At 60.0% G+C, this 23,475-nt stretch carries 19 protein-coding genes; 3 read left to right on the top strand and 16 right to left on the bottom strand.

All coding sequences use genetic code 11. The features are described from left to right. Positions 1–41 precede the first annotated feature (41 nt). A complete protein-coding gene (locus tag N5P29_RS15970) occupies positions 42–494 on the top strand; it encodes an SRPBCC domain-containing protein (protein ID WP_262275792.1) in 453 nt (150 codons plus the stop codon). A gap of 31 nt (positions 495–525) precedes the next feature. Here the strand turns inward: N5P29_RS15970 and N5P29_RS15965 are convergent, their stop codons facing one another. Genes N5P29_RS15965 through N5P29_RS15940 form a run of 6 tightly spaced genes read right to left on the bottom strand, consistent with a single transcriptional unit; the run spans position 526 to position 8,341 of the window. Further along, the gene (locus tag N5P29_RS15965; RefSeq protein WP_262275791.1) at positions 526–1,203 is read right to left on the bottom strand and encodes a response regulator; all 678 of its coding nucleotides are present in this window, start codon (positions 1,201–1,203) and stop codon (positions 526–528) included. Beyond that, positions 1,200–3,785 carry a DUF4118 domain-containing protein gene (locus N5P29_RS15960; protein ID WP_262275790.1) on the bottom strand — a complete coding sequence of 862 codons (2,586 nt, stop codon included), beginning with the start codon at positions 3,783–3,785 and terminating at the stop codon, positions 1,200–1,202. Before N5P29_RS15960 ends, N5P29_RS15965 begins: the two co-directional genes overlap by 4 nt. 33 nt (positions 3,786–3,818) lie before the next feature. Then, the gene (kdpC, locus tag N5P29_RS15955) at positions 3,819–4,430 is read right to left on the bottom strand and encodes a K(+)-transporting ATPase subunit C (protein WP_262275789.1); all 612 of its coding nucleotides are present in this window, start codon (positions 4,428–4,430) and stop codon (positions 3,819–3,821) included. 9 nt (positions 4,431–4,439) lie between these two features. Then, positions 4,440–6,572 (bottom strand): potassium-transporting ATPase subunit KdpB, encoded by a 2,133-nt coding sequence (gene kdpB / locus N5P29_RS15950; RefSeq protein WP_262275788.1) that lies wholly within the window; start codon positions 6,570–6,572, stop codon positions 4,440–4,442. Next, positions 6,569–8,236 carry a potassium-transporting ATPase subunit KdpA gene (gene kdpA / locus N5P29_RS15945; protein WP_262275787.1) on the bottom strand — a complete coding sequence of 556 codons (1,668 nt, stop codon included), beginning with the start codon at positions 8,234–8,236 and terminating at the stop codon, positions 6,569–6,571. The genes kdpB and kdpA overlap by 4 nt, the downstream gene beginning before the upstream one ends. 6 nt (positions 8,237–8,242) lie before the next feature. Continuing rightward, the gene (locus N5P29_RS15940; protein ID WP_262275786.1) at positions 8,243–8,341 is read right to left on the bottom strand and encodes a potassium-transporting ATPase subunit F; all 99 of its coding nucleotides are present in this window, start codon (positions 8,339–8,341) and stop codon (positions 8,243–8,245) included. 412 nt (positions 8,342–8,753) lie between these two features. Between N5P29_RS15940 and N5P29_RS15935 the strand changes: the two genes are divergently transcribed. Together N5P29_RS15935 and N5P29_RS15930 are read left to right on the top strand one after the other, a co-directional pair. After that, on the top strand, positions 8,754–9,665 hold the full coding sequence (locus tag N5P29_RS15935; protein ID WP_262275785.1) for an alpha/beta hydrolase: 912 nt from the start codon (positions 8,754–8,756) through the stop codon (positions 9,663–9,665). Between the two features lie 44 nt (positions 9,666–9,709). Then, on the top strand, positions 9,710–10,531 hold the full coding sequence (locus N5P29_RS15930) for an alpha/beta fold hydrolase (protein WP_262275784.1): 822 nt from the start codon (positions 9,710–9,712) through the stop codon (positions 10,529–10,531). Between the two features lie 781 nt (positions 10,532–11,312). On the opposite strand, the gene N5P29_RS15925 is transcribed toward N5P29_RS15930, so the two are convergent. From N5P29_RS15925 to gmd, 10 genes are all read right to left on the bottom strand, one after another. Further along, positions 11,313–12,089: an SGNH/GDSL hydrolase family protein gene (locus N5P29_RS15925; protein WP_262275783.1), complete on the bottom strand. Its 777-nt coding sequence runs from the start codon at positions 12,087–12,089 to the stop codon at positions 11,313–11,315. Positions 12,090–12,138: 49 nt separating this feature from the next. Then, complete coding sequence (locus N5P29_RS21105; RefSeq protein ID WP_410007927.1) at positions 12,139–12,708, bottom strand: SGNH/GDSL hydrolase family protein; 570 nt, start codon at positions 12,706–12,708, stop codon at positions 12,139–12,141. A gap of 376 nt (positions 12,709–13,084) precedes the next feature. Further along, positions 13,085–14,470, bottom strand: coding sequence for a hypothetical protein (locus N5P29_RS15920; RefSeq protein ID WP_262275782.1), 1,386 nt, complete (start codon positions 14,468–14,470; stop codon positions 13,085–13,087). A 912-nt stretch (positions 14,471–15,382) separates the two neighbouring features. Continuing rightward, positions 15,383–15,850: a VanZ family protein gene (locus tag N5P29_RS15915; protein ID WP_262278604.1), complete on the bottom strand. Its 468-nt coding sequence runs from the start codon at positions 15,848–15,850 to the stop codon at positions 15,383–15,385. Between the two features lie 139 nt (positions 15,851–15,989). Beyond that, entirely contained in the window at positions 15,990–16,616 is a 627-nt protein-coding gene (locus tag N5P29_RS15910) for an LPXTG cell wall anchor domain-containing protein (protein WP_262275781.1), read from the bottom strand. A 173-nt stretch (positions 16,617–16,789) separates the two neighbouring features. Beyond that, complete coding sequence (locus N5P29_RS15905) at positions 16,790–18,565, bottom strand: DUF4012 domain-containing protein (RefSeq protein ID WP_262275780.1); 1,776 nt, start codon at positions 18,563–18,565, stop codon at positions 16,790–16,792. A gap of 78 nt (positions 18,566–18,643) precedes the next feature. Further along, a complete protein-coding gene (locus tag N5P29_RS15900; protein ID WP_262275779.1) occupies positions 18,644–19,957 on the bottom strand; it encodes a UDP-glucose dehydrogenase family protein in 1,314 nt (437 codons plus the stop codon). 45 nt (positions 19,958–20,002) lie between these two features. Further along, on the bottom strand, positions 20,003–21,373 hold the full coding sequence (locus tag N5P29_RS15895; RefSeq protein ID WP_410007926.1) for a sugar transferase: 1,371 nt from the start codon (positions 21,371–21,373) through the stop codon (positions 20,003–20,005). A gap of 79 nt (positions 21,374–21,452) precedes the next feature. Next, the gene (locus N5P29_RS15890; protein WP_262275777.1) at positions 21,453–22,421 is read right to left on the bottom strand and encodes a GDP-L-fucose synthase family protein; all 969 of its coding nucleotides are present in this window, start codon (positions 22,419–22,421) and stop codon (positions 21,453–21,455) included. 2 nt (positions 22,422–22,423) lie between these two features. After that, positions 22,424–23,449, bottom strand: a complete 1,026-nt coding sequence (gmd, locus tag N5P29_RS15885; RefSeq protein WP_262275776.1) for a GDP-mannose 4,6-dehydratase — start codon at positions 23,447–23,449, stop codon at positions 22,424–22,426. Positions 23,450–23,475 lie beyond the last annotated feature (26 nt).

Here is a 23,475-nt window from a genome sequence, read left to right as displayed (position 1 = left end):
CATCACTATCACCGCATTCCCGCGCAGAGGAGCCGGAAGCCATGCCTGAAATATCCGATGGAATTGCCACCACTACCAGCAAGACTTTCAGCCGGGAAACGCGCGTCGCCACCGTCATTGACGCATCTCCATCCAAGGTGTGGGGATTGTTGACGGACGCCAAGAACTACCCGAACTGGAATTCCACAGTGGTCTCCATTGATGGTGACATCGCCCCGGGCTCCAAGATCACCTTGGTTTCCACTTTGGACCCCAGCCGCACGTTCAAACTGAAAGTCAAGGAATTCCAAGCGCCCACCAAGCTTGCATGGGGCGACGCCCTGGGAACCCGGACGTACACCATCACCGAAACCAATGATGGCCGCTCCCGTTTCGAGATGGCCGAGAAAATCGGCGGCCCTGTCTTCCCCCTTTTTGCCAGCAAGATTCCGTCATTTGACGGCAGCTTTACCCGTTTCGCGGCCGACCTGAAGGCTGCTGCCGAAAAAGCTTAAGAATCACGACGGCGGTGCGGGGCACCATGGCTCATGGAACAAACCTGTAGCCCATCCCTGGCTCGGTGATCAGGTGGCGGGGGCTGCCAGGTTCGTCCTCGAGCTTCCTTCGCAGCTGGGCCATGTAGACCCGCAGGTAGTTGGCTTCCTTGGCGTAGGCCGGACCCCACACTTCAGTGAGGAGCTGCTGCTGGGTGATGAGTTTGTCCGGGTTCCGGAGCAGGATGTCCAGGATGTTCCACTCGGTGGGAGTCATCCGGACATCTTCGCCCGCTTTGGTGATCTGTCGCCGTTCAAGGTCCACGGTGAAAGAGCTGGTTTCCACTGTGGTGAAGTTCTCGCTGGATTCCGTAGTTCTGCGAAGCACTGCCCGGAGCCTTGCCAGGAGTTCTTCCAACCCGAAGGGTTTGGTGACGTAGTCGTCGGCGCCCGCGTCCAGGGCCGCCACTTTGTCGTTGGATCCATGCCTCGCGGACAGGACCAGGATCGGTACGGCGCTCCATTCACGCACCGCTGTGATGACGGCGTTTCCGTCCATGTCGGGCAGGCCAAGGTCCAGGATCATCACGGCTACGGGCCGTTGGGCGGCGGCGCGAAGAGCTGATTCGCCGTCCGCGGCTGTCACCACGGTGTAACCCTGTCCCTTCAACGTAATGGCGAGCGCCCTGACAATGTGGGGGTCGTCGTCGACAACCAGAATGGTGTTCACTGGGGGCCTTTCGGGGCGGGAAAAGCAAGAGTTTCAGGTCGTTCCACGGCGGGGCCGGTGGAGAGAGGCAAACGGATCAACATGGTGAGGCCGCCTCCCGGAGTTTCTTCTGCGGTGAGGGTCCCGCCCATGGCCTCGGTAAATCCCTGGGCTACCGCGAGGCCCAGTCCTACGCCCGTTGTGGCAGGAACGTCGTCGAGTCTTTGGAAAGGCTGGAAGATCTTGAGGACATTGCTGGCCGGGACGCCTTGGCCATGGTCAATGATCCGCAGTTCTCCGGCGGGCCTGCCATCCAGTGTCGTTGTGCTGAATCCGCCGGTGGCCCCGGAGATCACCACTTCGGAGTCGGGGGCGTACTTGACCGCGTTCTCAACGATGTTCGCAATGACCCGTTCCAGCATTCCGGCGTCAGCGTCCACTTCGGGCATGTTCGGTGGCAGGTCCACCCTGACCCGTCCGGGAGCGACGCCGTGCAGGGCGGCGGGAATTACGTCATACCAGCGGTGGGGTTTGATGAGGGCGTTGACGGCGTCGGAGGTGATACGGGACATGTCCAGCAGGTTGCCCACCAAACCATCCAGACGGTCTGAGCATTCATCGATGGTGGACAGCAGCTCCTGCTCTTCCTCTTCCGTGTAATGGACACCTGTTTGGCGCAAACCTCCGACGGCGAGCTTGATGCCCGCCAGCGGCGTACGGAGATCGTGGGAGACTGCCCGGAGGATGGAGGTGCGCATGGTGTTGCTTTCGGCCAGCCGAGCCACTTCGCGGCGGGTGGCCGCGAGCTGGCGTCGTTCAAGCAGCGCGGAGAGGTGGGCACCAAAGGCTCCCAGAAGCCGGCGGTCGCTTGCGGGCAGGACCCGGCCAGTGAGAATCAGTCTGGTGTTGCCGTCAACCTGTTCAATGTTCTCGGTGTCGTCCGGGCTGGCCTCCGTGGTGCCTGCAGCTGACACCAGTTTCCACCCTGCCCGGTCATCGGACCGGTCTTGTGGATCAGCCGCCGAAACGTAGAGTGCCGCGCCATTGACCTGGAAAACCTCCAACGCCTGTTCCAGTAGGTCCTGCACCGGGTCCTCAGCCGTGGTTGCCCCACGCGTGAGGTCGGCCAAGGTCGCCGCCTCTGAACGTGCCCGTGCTGCTTCTTTGGAACGCCGTGCGGAGAGGTCCACCACCGCTGCCACGGCTGAGGAGACACCGGCGAACACCAGGAGGGCCAGTAGATTTTGTGGATCACTGATGGTCAGCGTCCCCGTGGGCGGGATGGAGAAGTAGTTCACCAGAATGCTGCTCCAGAGGGCGCCCAGGAGTGCGGGCCACAAGCCACCAACCAAGGCCACGGCGACCGAGCCGGTGAGCTGGATCAGCACTGCAGTGGCAATGTTGTGCGACGGCGCCGCAGCAAGTATCAACTGCAGCAGCACCGGCACAATGACAGCCATTGCAAAGCCAACAGCTACCCGCACCCGGCCCAGTTCGCGCTTTCTGGGCCGCTCCACTCCACGGCCGCCCAGCGGGTGGGAAACCATGTGCACGTCGATGTCACCGGAGCCGCGGACCACGCGGCTTCCCACCCCGCTGCCCAGCAAGCTTGCCGGGAACTTGCGGCGTGAAACACCGACCACAATCTGGGTGGCGTTCACACTCCGGGCAAAGTCCAGCAGGGCCCTGGCGGGGTCCTCTCCGGAAACGGTGTGGTAGCTGCCGCCGAGGTCCTTGATCAAGGTGCGTTGGGCTTCCAGATCCTGTGGTGACTCGGCTGCCACACCGTCGGCAGCGCGGACGTGGACGGCCAGCAGATCGCCGCCGTTCACCCGCTTGAGGATCCGGGCAGCACGCCTGATCAGCACTTCGCCCTCGGCGCCACCGGTCAGGCCGATGACGATGCGCTCGCGGGCCGGCCAACTCTCCTCGATCTGGTTCTCGGCCCGGTAGCGCGCCAAACCTTCGTCCACCCGGTCGGCCAGCCAGAGCAGCGCCAACTCGCGCAGCGCTGTCAGGTTTCCCACCCGGAAGTAGTTCGAGAGCGCGGCGTCGATCTTATCGGCGTCGTAGATCTTTCCGTCGCCCAGGCGCTGGCGGAGCAGCTCGGGGGAGATGTCCACCAGATGTATCTGGTCCGCACGGCGCACGACGTCGTCGGGTACTGTTTCGGCCTGCTTCACGTCGGTGATGGCACTGACCACATCGCCCAGGGACGCCAGGTGCTGCACGTTCACGGTGGACAGGACGTTGATGCCCGCATCCAGCAGTTCCTCAATGTCCTGCCAGCGTTTTTGGTTGCGGCTGCCGGGGATGTTGGTGTGGGCGTATTCGTCCACGATCGCCGTATGCGGGCGCCGGGCGAGGACCGCGTCCAGGTCCATCTCTTCGAAGGTGCTTCCCCGGTATTCCATGGAGCGCGTCGGCAGGACCTCCAAGCCGTGCGTGAGTGCCTGGGTGTCGGCGCGTCCGTGGTGCATGGCGAAGGCCACCACCACGTCCTCGCCGCGGCCCAGTAACCTGTGGGCTTCTTCGAGCATGGCGTACGTTTTGCCGACGCCGGGTGCTGCCCCCAGAAAAATCCTCAGTGTCGCCCGCGCCATAGCCTCATTCTTCCACTCTGAATCCGTAGCTACTCACGGGTTCGCGGCCAGCTGGGCAACCGCCAGATTCAGCAGGGTGACGTTGACCGACGGCTGGCCGAGGAACGCCTCGAGCCCACTGCTGGTCTGTTGCTCCACCAACGTCCGGACGTCCTCCGTGCTGAGTCCGTGGGCCTTCGCCACCCGCTCCACCTGGAGTTTCGCGTAGTCAGGGGAGATGTGCGGGTCCAGTCCTGATCCACTGGCCGTGAGTGCGTCCGCCGGGACGCTGGCAGGGTCAACGCCCTCGGCAGCGGCTATGGCTGCGCGGTTGTTGTTGACGGCGTCCAGGAGTTTGGGATCGTTGGGTCCCAGGTTGCTGGCTGAGGACGACGCCGGGTCCCAACTGACTGCCGACGGCCGCGCATGGAACCACTCCGGGCTCTGTGTGCCTGATGCGTCAGCGGCAGCCTGCACGATGAGGGCGGACGCGGCAGGCCGCCCGGCGGAGTCCTTCACGGTGGATCCGTTGGCCTGGGACGGCGCAACCAGCTGCCCCGCGCCGAAGACCACCAGGGGGTAGATCAACCCCAGCACGATGGTTGCCAGCAGCAGGAACCGGAACGCGGTCCCGGCTTGGCGAAGGTATCCGGAAATGGTGTTCATGGTTGGCTCCTAGCCGATGCCTGGAATGAGGGAGAGGACCAGATCGATGAGTTTGATGCCGAGGAACGGGGCAATCAGACCTCCTACCCCGTAGAGCAGCAGGTTCCGGCCCAGGGCTTGGTTGGCGGACACGGCCCGGTACTTCACGCCCCGCAGCGCCAGGGGGACCAGCACAATGATGATGAGCGCGTTAAAGATCACGGCTGAGAGAATGGCCGACGCCGGACTGGCCAGCCCCATGATGTTCAGCAACCCCAGCCCAGGGAACGCGGCCGTGAACAGTGCCGGGACGATGGCGAAGTACTTGGCGACGTCGTTGGCTACGGAGAAGGTGGTCAGCGCACCGCGGGTGATCAGCAGCTGTTTGCCGATGCCCACAATGTTGATCAGCTTGGTGGGGTCTGAGTCCAGGTCCACCATGTTGGCCGCTTCCTTGGCGGCCGGCGTACCGGAGTTCATGGCCACTCCCACGTCTGCTGCCGCCAGGGCAGGAGCGTCGTTGGTGCCGTCGCCGGTCATGGCCACCAGGCGCCCTTCGCCTTGCTCCCGGCGGATGACGTCCAGTTTGTCCTCGGGCGTTGCTTCGGCCACGAAGTCGTCGACGCCGGCTTCCGCCGCGATCGCTTTGGCCGTCACCGGGTTGTCTCCGGTGATCATCACCGTGCGGATGCCCATTTTGCGGAGCTCGGCGAAGCGGTCTTTCATGCCCGGCTTGACCACATCGGCAAGGTGCACTGTTCCCAGAACCCGCGCACCGCCGTCGTGCGTGACTTCGGCGACCAGCAACGGTGTGCCGCCTTGGGCGGAAATCTCCTGGACGCGGCGCTGGACTTCGGCTGGGAGGCGGCCGCCGGCGTCGGTCACGAAATTCCCGACGGCGGACGCGGCGCCTTTGCGGATCAGGCGCCCGTCCAGGTCCAGGCCGCTCATCCGGGTGCTGGCGGTGAACTCCACAACCGTAATGTCCGTGTAGGCGGTGCGCAGGCCGGCGAGGTCCGGGCCCCCGACACCGCGGGAGTCGGCGAGCTCCACGATGGAGCGGCCTTCCGGGGTTTCGTCGGCCAGGCTGGAGAGCCGGGCGGCGGCGGTGAGCTCATCGGTTTCGACGTCGTTGGCCGGGAAGAAGTTCACGGCACGGCGGTTTCCGTAGGTGATGGTGCCGGTCTTGTCCAAGAGCAGTGTGGTGATGTCGCCGGCTGTTTCCACTGCCCGTCCGGACGTTGCCAGGACGTTGTGCTGCACCAGCCGGTCCATGCCCGCGATGCCGATGGCCGGGACCAAAGCGCCGATGGTGGTGGGGATCAGGCAGACCAGCAGGGCAACCAACACGATGGGCGACGGCGTGGCGTTCGCCAGTGAAGCGAAGGGCGCCAGTGCCATGGTGACTACCAGGAAGACGATGGTCAGTGAGACGAGCAGGACGTGGAGGGCGATCTCGTTGGGGGTCTTTTGCCGCACGGCGCCCTCCACCAACTTGATCATGCGGTCGATGAACGTTTCCCCGGGCTCGGCGGTGATGCGGACAACGATCCTGTCGGAGAGGACCTTGGTTCCGCCGGTTACTGAGGACCTGTCGCCACCGGATTCCCTGATGACCGGGGCTGATTCGCCGGTGATGGTGGATTCGTCCACGCTTGCCAGGCCTTCGATGATCTCGCCATCGGAGGGGATGACGTCCCCGGCTTCACAGATGACGACGTCGTTGAGCTTCAGGTCTGTGCCGGGCACCTCTTTGGTGGTTCCGTCGTCCTGGCGGAGCCGTGCCATGACACCTTGACGGCTTGCCCGGAGGCTGTCCGCCTGGGCTTTGCCGCGGCCTTCTGCGATGGCTTCGGACAGGGTCCCGAACAGCACTGTCAGCCAGAGCCACGCTGTGACGGCGATGCCGAAAATGTCCGGTTTCAGGATGCTGATTACGGTGCATGCGGCCGCTCCCACCAGCACCACGAACATGACAGGGGAGTGGACCATCTGCCGGGGGTCGAGCTTCTTGAACGCGACTGGGAGGGCTGCCCGCACGGTGGCTGCATTGAGCTTGGCCGGCGCCTTGGTGTGGTGCCTGTGTTCTTCGGGAGCGCCGGAGGGTGTTCCGCTGGCAAGGTTGGTGGACTCCGCGGCCGGGGCCGTGCTGGAGTTGGTCATTTGATGAGTCCTTCTGCGAGGGGGCCCAGAGCCAGGGCCGGGAAATAACTGAGCGCCGTGAGAATGACCGTCACGCCCAGCAACAACGAGCCGAACAGCAGGCCATGGGTTGGAACAGTTCCGGACGAGACCGGGACTTTCCTTTGCCGTGCCAGCGACCCTGCAAGGGCAAGTACCAAGGCGATGGGCAGGAACCGGCCCAGGAGCATCGCCACGCCCAGCAGCATCGAGAGGTAGGGGCCGGAGCTGGTGATGCCCCCGAAGGCTGAGCCGTTGTTGTTGGCGCCGGAGGTGAACGCGTACAGCAATTCACTGAACTGGTGCGGTCCGGAGGCCGGGGCGTTCGCCATCACGTCAGGCAGAAGCGCCGAAACAGCCGCAAGAACCAGCACCAGAGTGGGCGTCACCAGGATGTAGAGGGCCGCGAGTTTCATTTCCCGTGGGCTGATCTTCTTGCCCAGGAATTCCGGGGTCCTTCCCACCATGAGCCCGGCAATGAAGACCGCGATGATGGCCAACACCAGCATGCCGTAGAGCCCGGATCCGGTTCCGCCAGGGGCCACTTCGCCGAGCATCATGTTCAGCATCGCGACGCCGCCGGCCAGGGGAGGCAGCGAATCGTGGGCGACGTTGACCGCACCGGTGGAGGTAAGTGTTGTGGAGGCGGCGAAGATTGAGCTCGCTGCCGGACCCAGGCGCTGTTCGAAGCCTTCACCCAAGCCGCCGGCCGCCGTCGTCGCCGTTCCTTGTGCGGTGGAAACCGCCCAAGCCATCAGGCACGTGGACGTCAACCAGAGAGCGCCCATCACAGCGGCGACGGTGTGGCCCTGGCGTTGGTCGCCCACCATCCGCCCGTACATGTACGGCAGTGCGGACGGGATGAGGAGGATGAGGAACACCTGGAACAGGCTGGTGAAGACGTTCGGGTTTTCGAACGGGTGGGCCGAGTTGGCGTTGAAGTAGCCGCCGCCGTTGGTGCCCAGGACTTTGATGGCTTCCTGCGAGGCCACGGGACCGCCGGGGATTGTTTGGCTGACGCCCGTGGCCGCGTTGGTGACGTCGGTGGACCAGAAGTTCTGTACGACGCCGCCAATCACCAGGGCGATGGCCGCCACCGTCGCTATGGGCAACAGGATGCGGAACGATGCCCGGGCGAGATCCACCCAGAAGTTGCCCAGACGGTCGGTTTTGGTCCTCACGATGCCACGGATCAGGGCGACGACCACCACGATTCCGACGGCGGCAGACAGGAAGTTCTGCACGGCCAGCAGGCACATCTGGACGAAGATGCCCACAGTGGCCTCCGGCACGTACGTTTGCCAGTTGGTGTTGGTGACAAAGGAGATGGCCGTGTTCATGGCGACCCACGGGTCAACGCCGGGCAGCGAGTTGCTGCCGGGGAGTACGCCTTGGAGGCGTTGCAACGCGAAGATGACCAGAATAGAGATGAGCGAGAAGAGCAGAACGCTGCGCAGATACACAGACCAGCTCTGTTCAGTCCCGGCGTCGACCCCCGCGAGCCGGTAGAAGATCCGTTCCGGCTTTGCGTGCTTGGTGCTGGAGAAGACCCGGGCCATGTACGTGCCCAGGGGCTTGTGGAGCAGAGCCAGAACCAGCACCAGGACGGCGACCTGGGTGATGAAGGATGCAGTACTGAAGACCACCCGGTGTCACCACTTTTCCGGGTTGATGAGCACTGCCAGCAGGTACCCTGCCATGGCCAAGCCGAGGACGAACAGGCTGACCCACATGATGGCGTCCGCGGTCATCGCCCACTCACCGGGCCTTCGCCGTCGACCATCTTGCCCAAGAGGTGGGCCACCCACATCACGATTCCCATGCAGACCAGGAGAATCACCACAACAGCCACGTCGGCCACTGGAACGTCCTTTCATCAGTGCCCCTTTCTTTGGGGGCTGATGTCAGTCAACTCCTCGAAAAAGGGCGGAAAGGGGTTCCTTACGGTTCCTTAATGCGGTGGTGGGAAATCTTGATGCGGTCTTAACGCGGGGGCGGTGCGGTGGTCATCATCCTGACGAGAACGCCCCCGTACCCCGAAAGGCGTACCCAAGTGAGAACCCTGGGGTGACGCGCCCGCGGCCGTGAAACGAAAGGCTGGATACAGGGCGCACGGCGCGTGCTGGAAAGGGATGTTTGAAGAGGTCAGTTAAGAAATTGCTCGTGACAGTCTCCGCCATTGGAGCCGTGGTGGCGCTGGGGTTGGCGACCACCACCGTGGTGAACGTGGTCGCGAGCAACGCCGAGAACAGCAAGATCGAGTCCTATGGCCAGCGTGTAGATGTGAACGGCAGCAAGATGAACGTCCTGGTGACCGGTAGCGGGCTCAAAGACGTCGTCCTCCTGCCGGGGTTTGGAACGTCGTCGCCAGTTCTCGACTTCGCGCCCTTGGTGAGGGAGCTTGCCAAGGACCATCGAGTGATTGTGGTGGAACCTCTGGGCTATGGGTTGAGCGACGGAACGGACCGTGAGCGGACCACTGAGAACATCGTGCAGGAAGTCCATGGCGCGCTGCAGTCCCTCCACGTCAACCGCTTCATCCTGATGGGACACTCGATCGCCGGCATCTACGGCATCGACTACGTCAAACGCTACCCCGACGAGGTGAGCGCATTCGTCGGCATCGATACTTCCGTCCCCGGGCAACCGGGCACCGATACACAATTCCCCACGGCACTGATGTCAGTGGCGAAGAACCTTGGCCTGCTGCGGGTGGTCACTGCTATCGCGTTCGCAGACGACAACAACCCTGCCTACTCGGACTATGCGAGCGATCAAATGCAGATGCTCACCAACCGGAATTCGATGGCGCCCACGTACCTCAACGAGATGGAGCACATAGGCAGGAACTTCCAGCGTGCCTTGGGAACCGGCTTCCCGAAGGAGCTGCCGCTGCTGCTGTTCGCCGTTGCGGAGAACAAACAGAACCCGGAGTGGCTCGAGCTGCACCGCCGCCAGGCCGCGAGCGTCACCGACGGCACGGTGGTGCCCATCGCCGGCGAGCATTACCTCCACCACACGCATGCGGAGGAGATCGCGGATGGAGTGCGGGCGTGGGAGGTCGGGCGGGGTTAGCACTTGCCTTCCTGCCAGCGGCGGGGCGAGCGTACGCTGAGGCCATGGAGTCCGAAGTCAGGACCGTGTCGTTGAAAACCGGAATCAGCGTGCCCTGTTTTGTGCAGGGGAACCTGGAGCAAACAGTCGACGACGGCGGCAGGCCACTGCTGCTCTTGCACGCCTGGGGCGAATCCTGGCGGAGTTTCGATCGCCTCATTGCGGCACTCCCGGGGTTGGTGATTGTGGCACCTGACTTGCGGGGTCATGGTGCGGCTGACAAGCCGACAGACGGCTACTTGCTTTCCGACGTTGTTGAGGACATCGTGGCCCTGCTGGAGGCCCTCGGCGTCAAACTTGCACATGTCCTGGGTTCATCCAGTGGTGGTTACGTTGCCCAACAACTCGCTGTGTCGCATCCGGATCTTGTTGCATCCCTGACGTTGGTAGGCGCACCCCTGACGCTCCGCGGCAGGCCACCGTTTGCGGCCGATGTCGAGCAGCTCACCGATCCGATCTCAGAGAACTGGGTTCGTGAGTCTTTGGCTTGGTACAGAATGCTACACGCCGTGCCGACCTCATACATTGAGGACCGTGTGCAGGACGGTCTCGCCATGCCAGCCGCGATTTGGAAGGCCACACTGCGGGGATTCTACGAGGCCGACCCTCCGACGAAGACCTGCGACATTTCCGTCCCGACGCTGATACTTTGGGGCGCCCACGATCACCTTGTGCCGAGACAGCATCAGGAAACCTTGGTCGGCCGTATCAAGGGCGCACGACTGCAGATCTACGAGGGGACAGGCCATCTGGTGCTCTGGGAGTGCCCGGAGAGAGTCGCCGAGGATTTGAGAAGTTTCCTCGGAGGGCTGTTAAAACGCCGGTAACTTCTCCGACGATTCCGGCCCTTACGGGATGGACTATGCCAGCCGCTTCCTGGAAGAAGTGAGCGTTCGTTGGCATCGACACTTCTGTCCACGGGCAGGTTCCGAAGTTTCCCACAGCTTGACGTTCGCGGCGAAAAACCTTGGCTGGTCTGGACTGCTCATGGCTCATACCTCAGCGAACGACTCCTCCGTCTACACCCTCTACACCTGCGCCCAGTTGCAGACGCTCGCCAACCGGAATTCCATGTGGACCACTTACCCCAACGGAATGGTTCTCATTTCCTCGAACTTCCAGCGTGCCTTGGGAACCAGCTTCTCCAAGGAGCTACCCCCGCTGCTGTTCGAGGCGGCGGAGAACAAACAGACAGCCGGGTGGTTCGCCCACGTCATCGCCAGCCTGCAGGGGTCACCGGCGGCACATGTCGGGGACGAGGAAGGAAACGCGCGGCGGTGGTGCTGCTGCCTCCGTAGGCTTTGGCGGATCGTAATGGTCCAAGAAGGCGGCACAGCCGATGGCCTCAGGGGGCAATCCATCTCAGTCGCGTGTCAAGCAACGTCTTGCCACGTATGTCACTCTCGTGAATAAAGTCACGGGCCTGCCGCTAGTGGACATTTTCAGCTGCCCCTTATCGGCTGCGGTCGTTCAATTTTACGTGGACTGCCGCCTTGCTGGACCGGTCCTTCCCGTCCTGGCGCCGCACTCATCACAAGAGCGCGGTCGGAAGCATGCAAACCGACGCTTAGTTGGTGTGGTCTCCCGTGCGTTGAATGTAGGGGAAGCCTATTCCTCGGGCCTAGTCAGGCCCGCCGCCTTTAAGTTGTTGAGCACGAGGCCAAGGATCAGCTCATGCCCTTGGTTGTTTGGGTGCAGACCATCACTCCCGATTAGGTCTGGTCGCCCCTGCAATGGTTGGCCCAGATCGAAGTAGAATCCACCAGCAGCAGTAACGGATTCCTTCACTGCCTCGGAGATGTCGGCTAGCGCTGGCGGCATGGGAGTCGCGTCCCATAATGCGTTCGTCGCGACGATTTTGGCAACAGGAAAATCCTGCCGAAGCTGTTGGAAAAAACCTGCGATCGCAGCGGCTTCCTTCGCCGCCGGGACCCTCTGGTCGTTCCGGCCGCCACTGACAATAATGATGTCCGGCGCGACCACTTTCGCTTCTGGGATCATCTCGCCGAAATTCGGGCAGCGGGCGCGCCGGCAAGACTCCTGCGCGGCCGCTTCCCGCTCTACGGTGCTTACGAAACCGGTGCCGCCACGGGCGAGGCTGGTCATATTCCACGCTTGGTGCCGCTTGAGGCGACCTGCCCAACCAAGGTTAGGATCAGTTGCTCCGGAACCGTGTGCAATCGAATCGCCAAATAGGGCAACGTTGATGACCTTGAACTCAGGTTTCGGCGGTGGTGTGTAGATAGCCACGCGCTCTGACACCGCCGGAGGGGCCGGGACAAATGTCCCAGCCGCCACAAGAACGATCATGACGATGCAGGCAATCGCCAGAAAAACTATCCCGATCACATTCTGTTGGTGATCGTCGGGCATCTTCAGGCGCATGGTCCCCCATTTTTCACAAGCCGCACAATGTCAAAGGTCATTCTACGTCCTAGCGACGTAGAGCCAGCTTCGCTACTTTTCGCATGGCACTACGGGATGAGCCCACCGCATAACCTAGATGGTAACCGGCCCCAAGCCGACCTTGCCCTTGCTGGACCGCAGACCCAGACGGTAGCTGCGCACCGAGAGCCTCAGCCGCGCGATCGGCAATCGCGAGGTGGCCAAGGGCGGTTGGGTGCACCCCATCCGGCTTTAGTAGGCGCGGGCCGCGCACCTCCGCGTCAATCACAAGCACACCGAGATCAGCCGCCACGCGGCGGATGATCTCCGTGGCCTCTGCGGAGACCGGGACTGTGAGAGCCAATACCTTGTCGCAATGCGAGACTAGCGTCTCAGCGGCAAGGCCGAAATTCTGCTCAAAGACGGTGGCATCCCATTTTCCGAGTGCATCGTTCGTCCCCATGTTGAGCACACCCACTGCATACCGCGTCCGAACCCGCGGCAGTAGCTTGTCCACGATCACGGATGATGTAGCCCCGCCAAGTCCGTAGCGCGTGTAGGAAAGCCCCAAAGAGTCGGCAAGCCATTGCGGCCAGCCCAGCGCTGGCACTCCGGCCATGCTATCCCCGTGTCCATTCACAATGCTGTCGCCAACCGCGACGAGTCCCCCCATAAATGCCCCCATGATTCGAAATGTCAAGTCAAGTCAGTATAGGGGCACTTGAAGGTACAACTTGCTTTGTGACAACCCGGAGTTATTCAGCTTCTGGGCGGGCGTCCCGCGCCCCCTTTCCAAGGAAATGCGAACTCCGAGAAACCGTTTTTGCGAGTCGATGCGGCGTCATGATGACTTCTCACGGTTTCGGTGCCCGATGTAGATTGCAGACGATCTGGATCCGTCTCCGCTTTTCGTCCGCTACGGCCGAGGCGTGCAGCGAGACATACGTCTTGAAATTGGCACTGGCGAAACTGCTCGGGTAAGTCGTCTGCGCCGGCTAAAGCTTGGCGTAGCGTGCACGAGGGATTCTAAGCGGCACATTGGGTCGTAAATCTTGATTCGGTCGGCTGTCCGGTGTTTTGAGGGCAGCTGCCGCTCCGAGGGAAGCCAATGCGAAAACCCAGGTGGAGTCCAATGCTGGCTGGGACATCAGAAGCGTGGAGAACAGCGCAGCAGAGATTGGCATAAGGCGGTAACGGTTGGGGTGCCTAAGCATGGGGGCGCTAACGGCCAATCCCATCGCTACTGAGAAGGGAACCCCGTAGGCAGCAACGGCCGCTACAAGGTTGACAGCCCCCACCTTTTGAGCCGCTGTGCCGCCCGAAAAGGGGTCATGGAACAGTGCCCAGATTCCTGCGTTCGTCGCAGCGGAACGCTCCGAGAGTGAGATGCCATTCTGCTCACCCTTTGCTCCGAAACCAAGTACGGGAGCATAAAACGCAGCCCAAATTGCGCCGGCAAGTAGCGCGAGGCCAAAGCACACACGAATGAAGCGACCCAAGGTGGTTTTCGACCGAAGACCAAATGTGAACTGCAGGGCAATGCAGATGATCAAGACGCCGAATCCGGCTGTTGACACGGTGCCGAGTATGGCCACAACAATAATCGCCTTGACGATTTTGCTTCGCCAGCCGACAAGCGGAAGCAAGAAGAAGGCAACAGCTCCGTACATAGCCATCCAGCCAGGTTCCCGCCCAAATCCGACGAATCGCGGCACCGCAAGGCCGAATATAGGCTGAGTGGCTACTGTAGTGGTGAAGGGGAAGTACACTGGCTGCGGATCGGGCCAGCTGCCGACGAGCATGGTGCCCAGACTGCCGTTTCCGACCCCAATGATGACCCAAAGGGCAACTGTTACTGCGTAGGATCCCGACACCGCGATTACAGCAACGACAAAGCCCTTCACCAAGAAATCGCGCCTGTCGCTGTCCCCAACAATGAGAAGGACAGCTAGGACACAGGCTGCCATACTGGCATATCCCCCGAGACTCTGGGCCACAGTGTCAAGCCCTTGGAAGCTGGCCCTCACAAGAAGCCACAGGTAGGCGAGAGTCGTCCAGAATAGCGGGCTCCGCAAAGGCCGGTACTCTTTCCCGACAAAAGTCAGGCGTCCACCGTCCTGTATGAGTGCGACAATCGCTGCGAGAAGAAACAATCCCAGGCCGATGTTTGTGTAGAGTTCGCCCCAAATGTTTGGGCGAACAAATAGCATCCCGACTATGGCAATAGCGGGTGCCGTGAGCTTCGGTTTCAGGGTCCATATCACAATGATGGTGACTAGTCCAACGACGGCGGCTACAGCTAAAAGTGACGTAACAACGGCAATTGCCACGATGACGAGGCACAGAGTCCCTATGGCCAGTGTCCCTAATTTCGCGCGCACTTTTCCCTCATCCGATTAATCTGTATGGCCCGATGTTACTAGATCGGCGGTCAGCTGCAACGATAGATCGGAGTACTCTCCGGGACATTCTGTTGCTTGTCCCCTCACTTAAGACGCCATCGAATCGCCGAGGTGTGAGGTTAAAGTCCGTCTCTGCTTCGACACTGAAGGCGGTCATGCTCTCTGGCGGCCTGCTGTCATCTGCGCCCTCCGGTCACCTTGTGTGATTGCCGTCGACTCATGGGCTGCTCGACTCACGAACCGTGCGAACGTGGCTCCTGAGGCGCGTCGCCTGCGTTCGGTTGTACGCGTCATAAAACCACCACTGAATGTTTCCTTCTATCACGCTTGCCGCAACAATTATTTCTTCGCTTTCCAGGCCCTCATCGATTATGTACTTGGGCATTTCCCCCCCCCCAAAAAAAATTGGAATTGCACTAAGGTAACCTCGCAGTCCCTATCCTCGACCGCGGTCACTCAAAGCGGCTCCATGTGGACGTCATTCGTCTAGCCGCCGGTGAATTCTCAATATCGGAAGGATGAACTCACTGTATAAGTTCCGGGAATCACTCTGCACGGATCATGTGTTCGGTTGTGACCTGCAATGGAAGCCAGCTTCGCTCAGTAACGCTCTTGTGTCTTGCTTGAGCTGTTTGTTGAGGGCTGCCCACAACGAGTTTGGGCAGCTTGCTGTGGGCAGCCCCACTCCATAGTAAGGCAACTGTCTATCGATTCCTGTGTTTGTGCGCTTGCAAGAAGGAATAACGTCACGCTTGTGGGCTGGTTCGGTCATACGGATACCATCGGCTCCCGCTTCCTGCGCTGGCAGTCGCCGGACACTTGAAACTTAGCGGCAGTATGACTGGATTCAAGCCATTCGCCGATCTGCAACAACTGTTCCGTGGGCTCAACCTAGCGATTGTTTGCTGCTGAGCTCCGCCTTTTGGAGGCTGTTCTGGCAACCGCAATCCCTATGACGGCACCAGAAGTGTTAGTGACTACATCCAGGAAACTTGCAAAACGGGCCGTCAGAAATAGCAACTGCCCCAGTTCCACGGTGATGGATGCTAACGAAGCTAGGCCCGCTAGTTTCCACCAAGCTTGAGCTCGGAAAGTGACCGCGAAGATTAGTCCTAACGGTACGAAAAGAACGACGTTGGCTAACGCTTCCACGAAACTGTAGCTCAGCCAAGCGGGTACGCCGCGATGGTGCAAGTAGTCCAGAATGGCCGTAAGGGTGCCGTGAATGGGTTTGTCGACCGGAGTTGGCCAAAAGGCAACTACCAGGATGCACGCTATGTATCCGACAATCGCAAGTCTCCAGACGACTGTCCTTTTCAAGCGCCACCTCAGGTGTTGGATAAGTTTCGGGTTTGGCATCCTTGCGAACCGCGCGGCGAGTTTCGATGCATATTTCGATACGTCCGTCACAGCTTAGTGCAAACCTCGGATACAAATAGGGTGGGTTGCCAACAACATAAATGCTGGCAACCCACCCTAAGTGGTTCAGAGCCTGTTACTAGGCAGAAACCTCGCCCTTAGTAGCGCGGCGGCGAGCCACCACGACCGAGGCCGTGCCGGCGGCCAAAGCGCCTGCACCTACAAGTGACCACAGGATAAGGCTTGAGTCAGCGCCGGTGTTTGCCAGCGGAACTCCACCCGTGTTAGCCAGGCCGGTTCCGGTCCCCGTACCAGCGTTGCCGCCAGTGTTGGAGAGTGCAGCGCCACCAACGACTACGGTTACCGGTCCGACGGTCTTGCCAGACAAGTTACCTGTAGCAGTGATGGAATACGTGCCCGGTTCGTTGATCGCGATCGGAGCCGAGAACGCTCCATTTCCGTCGGCCGTCGCCCCAAGCTGAGACGGAGCCAGCGGGATGCGGGCAGATACAGCAAGGCTTCCGGCGGAGACGCTGCCACCGCTAGCGGCGGGCGTTCCCGTCGGCGTCACCGTGATAGTGATGCCTTCATTCGGAGTGAAGCCCGTGCCGCTGAAGACGAAAGCTTCGCCGGGTGCCACAGAGGCATCGGAGACGGCGACACTGGTGTTTGGCGCCGGGTAGTTGGCGTTGTTTGCGACAGCCGGAACTGCGCCGAGAAGTGCGATGGAGCCTGCAAGCGTAAGCGCTGCAAGAGATTTCCTCATGTTTGTCCCCCCTGAGACCTTGATGGTACGACGTGGTATTGGAGATTTCCGAGACCCTACGAAGACCGTAAGTGAAATCTCATGTGCTGCCCACGTAGAACCTACCATTTATTGGATGCTCCCGGCAAAGAAAATCCACTCCCGTTACAAAGGATTAACACTGTGGCCTTTTCCTATTCACAGCTTGCTGGCGACGGGGCTTGGACAACGTCCGCAATCCGCTGTGTAGTAGGCGTGACAACCAGCTTCGGGTCGGCATGCTGGACTATATGGCCGAACGTGAAGTCAAGGCTCGCGCTTTGTCCCGGTGCAAGTCGGATAGTGGAAGTTCCTACAGCGCGGTCGCTATGACGCTGAGCGGCGAACGGTATGTTTTCGCCGTCTTTGACAACAGTGTCAATATTTGAGAACACCGGCCCGTAGGCGACGACATTGGTTTGTACGGTCCCCGCCGGAACCCCGAACTTCCCGCCTCCGGTGACGTAATCAGGCAGTGATGTGCCAGCATCTGCCGGTGCCTGATTAGTACTCGTCACCCTGATGGAGACCTCACGATATCCGTCACGGGTGCAATCTTTGACGACTTGCGTCGTGCGCTTGATCCAGTAGTCCATTTTGGCTCCGGTACCGTCGTTGAAGTAGACCCCGAACTCGGCGGGCGAGACCGCGGGTCCTGAGATGAGTCCCCCAACGGCGTATTGAGCAATTGTGTTCTGATACGTTGCGGACGATGACCAAAGTAGGACCCGCCGTTCGTCGACTGCTTTGGTGATAGCAGTCAAAAGCTTTTTCGGATCAGCTTTCCCAGTTGAGATGGAACCGAAAATCTCCCCGGCAGCGCCTGCGAAGTAGGCATCCTGGTATTTGGGTTCCTTTATCTTGGCGTACGCATCCGACAGCAGTGTCTGCACGACGTTTTGAGCTGTCAGTTGGGGCGGTAGTCCGCTGCTTATGCCATGAACCGCAGTGTCAGAAATTGTCACTGGCCCTGTAGCTTCCAAGATAAAGCTGAGAGCAACGGGGTCCAGCGACAAGACTCCGTCCAACTTTTCGCCTGTGCTTCTCTCCCACATGGCATGCGCCGTGCTCGCCGTCGTTGCAAAGTCGGGCGTGAGGTTTACGTCCTGCATGAACTTGCCAACACGGGGGCTATAAATAGCTGTCTGCTCAGCGTCAATCGGTATCGGCGGAGTGAACGTACCCAATGCTGTTGCGCTTGTTTGTGACTCCAGCTTTAGGTGGCCTTTGTCGAGGCTAAGTACGGCCAAAGCTCCTGGAATCCCACCTGTTGCTCGCGCTTCGGCGTTGTTCTGCATGAGCAGTAGATAGCGCCGAGGTCCATCGGCACCCAGCATCGCTGGCGCCAACGAAGTTGCGTCGGCTGCGCTGTCCAGTTCCCCGCTGAGTGTGGCCAGTTGTTGGCGGGCCTCCGTAAGAGGTGTTGCAATTTGGGGCATTAGTCCGTCGGCATCGATGGCGGCCAGGCGTTTCGAAGACTCTCTAACAGCGTGTGCCGCGGCGTCAATGCGAGGTGCAGCAGCTTTGATTGGAGCCAAATCCACTCCAGCCGGACCAGGGGCCAAGGACTCCCAATCGAGCGACTGGAAAGTTTCCACGAGGGGAATGGCGCCAAGCCGTGCGACATCGTCAGCGGCAGTAGCGACAATAGTTGCTGCCTCAAAGTTTGAGCCCAACCAAGGCAGCATCGCAGAAAACTTCCAGAGCGGGTCATTCGCCGCCTGACGAGCCGCACTGGTGTGCTGCACGAGGGCTTCCACCGTTTGTGCAGCTCCACTGGCGTCGTCGGCTGCCACTTGCGCCTTAAGTGTGGGCAGCAGATTCGTGGATGCCTGCAATTCTGACTTTACGGTGGTCGCTTTTGAACTCACCCATGCGACGGCAGCAAGCACCACGAGCGCGATGGCAAGAGTCAGTAAACCGGCGATCAAACGCCGTCGGGGCTTCTTTCTGGACTTGATCGCACGGTCAGATCGGCCACCTTGGCTGGTTCTGTGGATTTGCACTTGCTACGGCCGTCCAAGTCCGCGGTACTGCCAGCCCGCAGAACGCCATTTGGCAGGGTCCAGCACATTTCGTCCGTCCAAGATCCTTGGTGCAGATACCGACTTTGCCAGTAGATGCGGGTCGAGTTCCTTGTATTCGGTCCATTCGGTCAGCAACAAAACTGCATCCGCCTTTTCCAAAGCCAGGTCGACATCCTGCACGTACTGGAGTTCGGGGAACCGACGTGCAGCGTTGTCTAAAGCCTTGGGATCAGTCACGGTGACCACTGCGCCTTGGAGCTGTAGCTGTGCCGCGATACTCAACGCCGGAGAATCACGAACATCGTCACTCTCGGGCTTGAATGCCGCTCCGAGGACTGTTATTCGCTTACCCAGAAGCCCATCGCCGCAAAGTTCACGAGTGAGTTCCACAACCCGCGATCGGCGCCTCATGTTGATTGCATCCACTTCCCGGAGGAAGGTAAGTGCTTGATCAGCGCCGAGCTCGCCGGCTCGGGCCATGAATGCTCGGATGTCTTTGGGCAGGCAACCTCCCCCAAATCCAATCCCGGCATTGAGGAATTTGCGACCGATCCTGTCGTCGAGGCCGATCGCATCGGCAAGCCGGGTAACGTCCGCGCCCGCAGCGTCGCAAAGTTCGGCCATTGCATTGATAAACGAGATCTTTGTCGCCAGGAACGAGTTCGCAGCAGTCTTGACGAGCTCCGCTGTCGGCAAATCAGTGACCAAGCGAGGAGTCCCTGTCGACAATGGGATCGCATAAACCTCGTCAAGCACTTCCACACATGGGTTGTGTTCAGCACCGTCGGATACGCCGTAAACCAAGCGGTCTGGGCGAAGTGTGTCAGATACCGCGTGGCCTTCACGAAGGAACTCTGGATTCCACACAAGGTGCGCCTCAGGCTCAGATTGCCCGATGACACCAGCAAGTCTTGAGGCTGTTCCTACGGGGACTGTTGATTTTCCGACGACCACGTCGCCAGAACTTAGGTAGGGCAATAGGCCCTGAACCGCTGCATCCACGAAGGTGAGATCGGCTGCATTTTCGCCTTTCTTCTGCGGAGTACCAACACAGATGAAATGGACGTTGCTGCCCGCCGCCGCGGAGATGTCGGTTGTGAATGTGAGACTGCCCGTCTCCTGGACATCCTTGAGAAGTTCTTCCAGCCCTGGTTCATAGAACGGTGCCTTCGCCGATGCAAGCTCGGCGATCTTGCGCTCGTCGACGTCGATGCCTACGACACTGTGTCCCAACTTAGCCATGCAAGCAGCATGTACAGCCCCCAAGTAGCCGCACCCAATTACTGATATTCGCATGCAAAATGCCTTCCCGATATTTGAAATTCCCGAGCGTCCATGAGGTCAGACTGCACCGGTACTGGCAAATACAGCTTTGAATGTTCGAAATAGTATTACGACATCGCCCATCAGCGACCAGTTCTCGACATAGTAGAGGTCGAGGCGGATGCTCTCCTCCCAGCTGAGATTGGACCTTCCACTGACTTGCCAGAGGCCACTCATGCCCGGGCTGACATACAGGCGTCGATGAGCGGCGTCGTCATACAGCGCCACCTCCCCGTGTCTTTGCGGGCGAGGTCCAACCAAGCTCATGCTTCCACCCAATACATTGAGCAGCTGAGGGAGCTCGTCAAGAGAGTACTTGCGCAGAATACGGCCGATCCCCGTGATGCGCGGATCGTTCTCAACTTTGAAGAGTGGCTTGTCACTAGTGCCCTGTGCCTTGAGCAGAGCCTCGAGCTCCTCATCGGCGTTGACTCTCATCGAGCGGAACTTCAGCATGTTGAAAGTTGTGCCATGCAGTCCAATTCGCTCCTGGCGATAAAACACCGGGCCAGGGCTTGTGGCTTTGACCAGAAGGGCAAGTACTGCGAAAACTGGCGACAGGCACAACGTGAGAAATCCGGCGATTATGATGTCGAATGTTCTCTTTGCAACTCTTTTTCCGCCTGTGAGCCTGGGCGTAGAGACATGGATGAGTGGGAGACCTGCCACGGGCTGAGTATGGATCCGGGGGCCAGCAACGTCAGTTAGCGCTGGGGCGAGGATCATTCCAATATCCCGCGCCGCCAGCTCCCAACCCAATCGACGAAGGTCGCGAGGATGGAGGTTAACACCCGCCGAGATCGCAACTGCATCAACCTGGGTTCTGGTGATTGCCGCAATAATCGAGTCAAAATCATCCTGCACCCCTGTTACCGGCACTGTAAGTTGCTTGGTTGATTCCGACTCCTGATTTGCGCCGGGCAAATGAGCTGCCACCGGAAGATATCCCGCGGCGGGAGCGCCTTTCAGCGACTGAACAAGGTGCTGGGCGGAGTGCGGACTCCCGACGATCAGAACCCTGGCATTGCTAAGGCCTCTCTTCCGCTCCATGCTTAGGTGCTGGCGAATCAGCCACCTTGCGGCCAGAAGCCCTAGCGCGCCGGCAGGAAAAGCTAAGCCCACGTAGCCGCGGGCTGTATCGATGCGAAGCGCGTACGAGAGAACTGCTACGAATCCGAATAACCACCCGGATGCAGAGATTACTCTCTTGTATTCTTCTGCCCCTGCCCCGAAAACCTTAGTTTCCCGGGAGCCCCAAAACTCGAGCATTACCCACCATGCGACGACGAGCCCGACAGAAAGGACCACGTAGTCGAAGTCCCTACTTCTTCCGTCAGCGAGGTCACTGAACCCAAACCGAACACCGTAGGCTCCAATCACAGCCCAGATGATCACGCCCGCATCTATGAACCGAATGCGCTGTTGATAGCGGCGCCTCCAGGTGTCTGAAGGCGCCTGCTGTTCCAGGCTAGGAGCGAATGGAATCGACATTGGCCCGGTACCAATCGACGGCGTCCTTTATGCCTTCTTCAAGACCTATGGAAGCTTTCCACCCTGCTGCCGCGAGCTTGGAGACATCGAGGAGCTTTCTTGGGGTTCCATCCGGCTTGGTCGCGTCCCACTCAATTTGTCCGGTGTATCCCACGATCCGCGCCACTATCTCGGCAAGCTCCTTGATGGTTACGTCACTGCCCGTGCCAACATTCACCTGCTCGGGCCCGTCGTAATTCTCCAAAAGGTGCAGGCAAGCTGCCGCCATGTCATCGACATGCAGGAACTCTCGCCGAGGTGATCCCGAGCCCCAATTGGTCACAGTCTCGGCACCGGAGGCGGCTGCCTCGTCGTATCGGCGGATGAGGGCTGGCAGAACATGCGAACCGGTTGGGGAAAAATTGTCGCCCGGGCCGTAAAGGTTAGTTGGCATGGCCGAGATCCAGGGCAATCCGTACTGCCTGCGCATTGCTTGAACATGCATAATGCCCGCAATTTTGGCGATGGCGTACGCGTCGTTGGTTGGCTCGAGGTGTCCAGTGAGAAGGGAATCTTCCCGAATCGGCTGCTCTGCGAACTTGGGATATATGCACGAGGACCCCAAGAACAGCAGTCGTTCCGTTCCGTGCTCGCGCGCAGCATCCAAGACGTTCACTTGGATTCTAAGGTTGTCGCTCAGAAAGTCCACTGGGTATGTGTTGTTGGCAAGGATTCCGCCCACCTTGGCTGCTGCCAGTACGACATACCGAGGCTTGTTCTCAGCGAAGAAGGCGAAAACAGCCTCCCTATCCTTGAGATCAAGTTCTGAGGACGTGCGTCCTAAAAGATTACTGAACCCCTGCGACTCAAGATGGCGCCAAATTCCTGACCCGACAAGTCCACGATGTCCTGCTACGTAGAACGCCGCGTCTCGATCCAGAGGGGCCGGTTCGAAGGCCATGTCCATCCTCAGTTCCAAGTTTCCAGGTCGACTGAGTCGATCCAGTGATTGCCCGCGTGCTTGAGCGCTTCAATGTCCGCATCGACCATAATCCTGGCCAGCTCTGGCGTTTGAACGGTCGCCTTCCATCCAAGCCGCTCGTGGGCTTTGGACGCATCTCCGACCAGTGCATCTACTTCTGTCGGCCGAAGGTAGCGCTCGTCGAAGCGCACATGCTTCTCCCAGTCAAGGCCAGCATGTTCGAACGCGATTTGAAGGAAGTCTTTTACCGTGTAGTTGCCTCCGGTCGCGAGCACAAAGTCCTCGGGCTCGTCAGCCTGCAGCATTCTCCACATGCCTTCAACGTATTCCGCTGCATACCCCCAGTCGCGAACTGCGTCCAAGTTGCCCATGTAGAGGAGATCCTGCTTGCCGGCCTTGATAGCTGCCACGGCCCTAGTGATTTTCCTCGTGACAAACGTCTCGCCGCGACGCGGAGATTCGTGATTAAAGAGGATGCCGTTAACGGCAAACATGCCGTATGCCTCGCGATAGTTTTTTGTTACCCAGTAGCTGTACACCTTGGCAGCGCCGTATGGGGAGCGAGGATAGAAGGGCGTTTCTTCGTTCTGCGGCGGCGGCGTTGCCCCAAACATTTCGGACGACGAGGCTTGGTAGAACTTTGTTTCAATCCCGGACATCCTGACAGCCTCAAGGAGCCGGATTGAGCCGACGCCGGTGGTGTCCCCCGTGTGCTCCGGTTCGTCGAAGGAGACCCGCACATGAGACTGTGCCGCAAGATTGTAAACCTCGTCTGGCTGAATTTCGGCCATGAGAGTCACCAGCCGGGCGCCATCACTGAGGTCGCCGTAGTGCAAGAAGAGTTTGGCCGAGGGATCGTGCGGGTCCACGTAAAGGTGATCGATGCGCGAAGTGTTGAACGTGGAAGCTCGTCGAATGAGGCCGTGAACTTCGTAGCCCTTGTTGAGCAGCAGCTCGGCCAAGTACGAACCATCTTGCCCAGTGATTCCGGTGATGAACGCGCGTTTAGTCACGGTGCCCCCATTAGATTAGCGAAGTG

It is taken from the genome of Paenarthrobacter sp. JL.01a, from assembly GCF_025452095.1.
Lineage (GTDB): Bacteria > Actinomycetota > Actinomycetes > Actinomycetales > Micrococcaceae > Arthrobacter.
Note: the sequence above shows the minus strand (reverse complement) of the source record. Positions and strands in the feature narration are given on the sequence as shown.

Bases quoted from the DNA above. Each gene is read 5' to 3' on its own strand.
- N5P29_RS15970 (WP_262275792.1), top strand. From the start codon at position 42: ATGCCTGAAATATCCGATGGAATTGCCACCACTACCAGCAAGACTTTC.
- N5P29_RS15960 (WP_262275790.1), bottom strand. From the start codon at position 3,785: ATGGCGCGGGCGACACTGAGGATTTTTCTGGGGGCAGCACCCGGCGTC.
- kdpC (WP_262275789.1), bottom strand. From the start codon at position 4,430: ATGAACACCATTTCCGGATACCTTCGCCAAGCCGGGACCGCGTTCCGG.
- kdpB (WP_262275788.1), bottom strand. From the start codon at position 6,572: ATGACCAACTCCAGCACGGCCCCGGCCGCGGAGTCCACCAACCTTGCC.
- N5P29_RS15940 (WP_262275786.1), bottom strand. From the start codon at position 8,341: ATGACCGCGGACGCCATCATGTGGGTCAGCCTGTTCGTCCTCGGCTTG.
- N5P29_RS15930 (WP_262275784.1), top strand. From the start codon at position 9,710: ATGGAGTCCGAAGTCAGGACCGTGTCGTTGAAAACCGGAATCAGCGTG.
- N5P29_RS15925 (WP_262275783.1), bottom strand. From the start codon at position 12,089: ATGCGCCTGAAGATGCCCGACGATCACCAACAGAATGTGATCGGGATA.
- N5P29_RS21105 (WP_410007927.1), bottom strand. From the start codon at position 12,708: ATGGCCGGAGTGCCAGCGCTGGGCTGGCCGCAATGGCTTGCCGACTCT.
- N5P29_RS15915 (WP_262278604.1), bottom strand. From the start codon at position 15,850: ATGCCAAACCCGAAACTTATCCAACACCTGAGGTGGCGCTTGAAAAGG.
- N5P29_RS15910 (WP_262275781.1), bottom strand. From the start codon at position 16,616: ATGAGGAAATCTCTTGCAGCGCTTACGCTTGCAGGCTCCATCGCACTT.
- N5P29_RS15900 (WP_262275779.1), bottom strand. From the start codon at position 19,957: ATGCGAATATCAGTAATTGGGTGCGGCTACTTGGGGGCTGTACATGCT.
- N5P29_RS15890 (WP_262275777.1), bottom strand. From the start codon at position 22,421: ATGGACATGGCCTTCGAACCGGCCCCTCTGGATCGAGACGCGGCGTTC.